General features: G+C 54.3%; 1 tRNA gene and 2 rRNA genes (1 of these 3 cut by a window edge). All 3 read left to right on the top strand.

The features are described from left to right. Window positions 1-1971, top strand: a 23S ribosomal RNA gene (locus tag ASD99_RS12285); it begins 851 nt to the left of the window's first position. A gap of 153 nt (window positions 1972-2124) precedes the next feature. Then, window positions 2125-2239: ribosomal RNA gene (rrf, locus tag ASD99_RS12280) — 5S ribosomal RNA — on the top strand. A 130-nt stretch (window positions 2240-2369) separates the two neighbouring features. Further along, window positions 2370-2446: transfer RNA gene (locus ASD99_RS12275), tRNA-Met, on the top strand. The last annotated feature ends 54 nt before the right edge of the window (window positions 2447-2500 follow it).

Here is a 2500-nt window from a genome sequence, read left to right as displayed (position 1 = left end):
AAACTCGGAAATAGCTGGTTCTCCGCGAAATCTATTTAGGTAGAGCGTCGACCGAATACCCCAGGGGGTAGAGCACTGGATGGGCTAGGGGTCCTCACCGGATTACCAAACCTAACCAAACTCCGAATACCTGGGAGTACTAGTCGGCAGACACACGGCGGGTGCTAACGTCCGTCGTGAAAAGGGAAACAACCCTGACCTACAGCTAAGGTCCCCAAGTTATGGCTAAGTGGGAAAGGATGTGAGGATCCCAAAACAACCAGGATGTTGGCTTAGAAGCAGCCATCATTTAAAGAAAGCGTAACAGCTCACTGGTCTAAATAAGGGTCTTTGCGCCGAAAATGTAACGGGGCTAAAGCCATACACCGAAGCTTAGGGTTTGGTCCGCAAGGGCCAAGCGGTAGCGGAGCGTTCTGTAAGCTGATGAAGCCATACCCGCGAGGGGTGGTGGAGGTATCAGAAGTGCGAATGCTGACATGAGTAACGTAAGGGGAGTGAGAGACTCCCCCGCCGAAAGACCAAGGGTTCCTGCTTAAAGCTAATCTGAGCAGGGTTAGCCGGCCCCTAAGACGAGGCGGAAACGCGTAGTCGATGGGAACCACGTTAATATTCGTGGGCTTGGAGGTAGTGACGGATCATTGAGGTAGTCCAATCTTATCGGATTGAACGGGCTGCTGCGTGGTTCCAGGAAATAGCTCCTCCTTATAAACCGTACCCGAAACCGACACTGGTGGTCTGGTAGAGTATACCAAGGCGCTTGAGAGAACTATGCTGAAGGAACTCGGCAAATTGCACGCGTAACTTCGGAAGAAGCGTGACCCTTTTCTACGCAAGTAGAGGAGGGTGGCACAGACCAGGGGGTAGCGACTGTTTATCAAAAACACAGGGCTCTGCGAAGTCGCAAGACGACGTATAGGGTCTGACGCCTGCCCGGTGCTGGAAGGTTAAGAGGAGGGGTGCAAGCTCTGAATCGAAGCCCCAGTAAACGGCGGCCGTAACTATAACGGTCCTAAGGTAGCGAAATTCCTTGTCGGGTAAGTTCCGACCTGCACGAATGGCGTAACGACTTCCCCGCTGTCTCCAGCATAGACTCAGTGAAATTGAATTCCCCGTGAAGATGCGGGGTTCCTGCGGTTAGACGGAAAGACCCCGTGCACCTTTACTATAGCTTTACATTGGCATTCGTAGTGGCATGTGTAGGATAGGTGGTAGGCTTTGAAGCCTGGGCGCCAGCTCAGGTGGAGCCACCCTTGAAATACCACCCTTATTACTATGGATGTCTAACCGCGGCCCGTTATCCGGGTCCGGGACAATGTATGGTGGGTAGTTTGACTGGGGCGGTCGCCTCCTAAAGAGTAACGGAGGCGCGCGATGGTGGGCTCAGAACGGTCGGAAATCGTTCGCTGAGTGCAATGGCATAAGCCTGCCTGACTGCGAGACTGACAAGTCGAGCAGAGACGAAAGTCGGTCATAGTGATCCGGTGGTCCCGCGTGGAAGGGCCATCGCTCAACGGATAAAAGGTACGCCGGGGATAACAGGCTGATGACCCCCAAGAGTCCATATCGACGGGGTTGTTTGGCACCTCGATGTCGACTCATCGCATCCTGGGGCTGGAGCAGGTCCCAAGGGTATGGCTGTTCGCCATTTAAAGCGGTACGTGAGTTGGGTTCAGAACGTCGTGAGACAGTTCGGTCCCTATCTGCCGTGGGTGTAGGAATATTGAAAGGATCTGTCCCTAGTACGAGAGGACCGGGATGGACGGATCTCTGGTGGACCTGTTGTGGCGCCAGCCGCATAGCAGGGTAGCTATATCCGGACGGGATAACCGCTGAAGGCATCTAAGCGGGAAACCCACCTTAAAACGAGTATTCCCTGAGAACCGTGGAAGACGACCACGTTGATAGGCCGGGTGTGGAAGAGCGGCAACGCTTGAAGCTTACCGGTACTAATAGTTCGATCGGCTTGATCGTTCTCATTCCTTATGCCCATCGCTCCAAACAGGAGTGATGTGAGGCGCAACAAAGACCAGCGAAAAGCCCCGAGAGGCACCCGACAGCTCCGCTGCCGATGTCTCTTGTGCTTCTTCGCTCAAAAAGCTTCTCGAACAACGTGCGTTTTGCCGACCTGGTGGTTATGGCGGAGCGGCTGCACCCGATCCCATTCCGAACTCGGCCGTGAAACGCTCCAGCGCTGATGGTACTTCGTCTCAAGACGCGGGAGAGTAGGTCGCTGCCAGGTCTGCCAAACGCACGTTGAAATCTTCTCTTTATGAACAAGGCCCGCCAAGGGATCACGGGCCGCGTAAGCGGCCCTTTCAGTTGGTCAGCCATATACCCATTTGTAGGCCTCGGCTTGCAGCAAAGGTTGACGCGGGGTGGAGCAGCCCGGTAGCTCGTCAGGCTCATAACCTGAAGGTCACAGGTTCAAATCCTGTCCCCGCAACCAAATTCATCATAAATCAATAACCGTCCCGGTCTAACCAGGGCGGTTTTTGCGTTT

The organism is Mesorhizobium sp. Root695, assembly GCF_001428185.1.
Lineage (GTDB): Bacteria > Pseudomonadota > Alphaproteobacteria > Rhizobiales > Rhizobiaceae > Mesorhizobium.
This window is presented reverse-complemented; position numbering and strand designations above follow the sequence as displayed.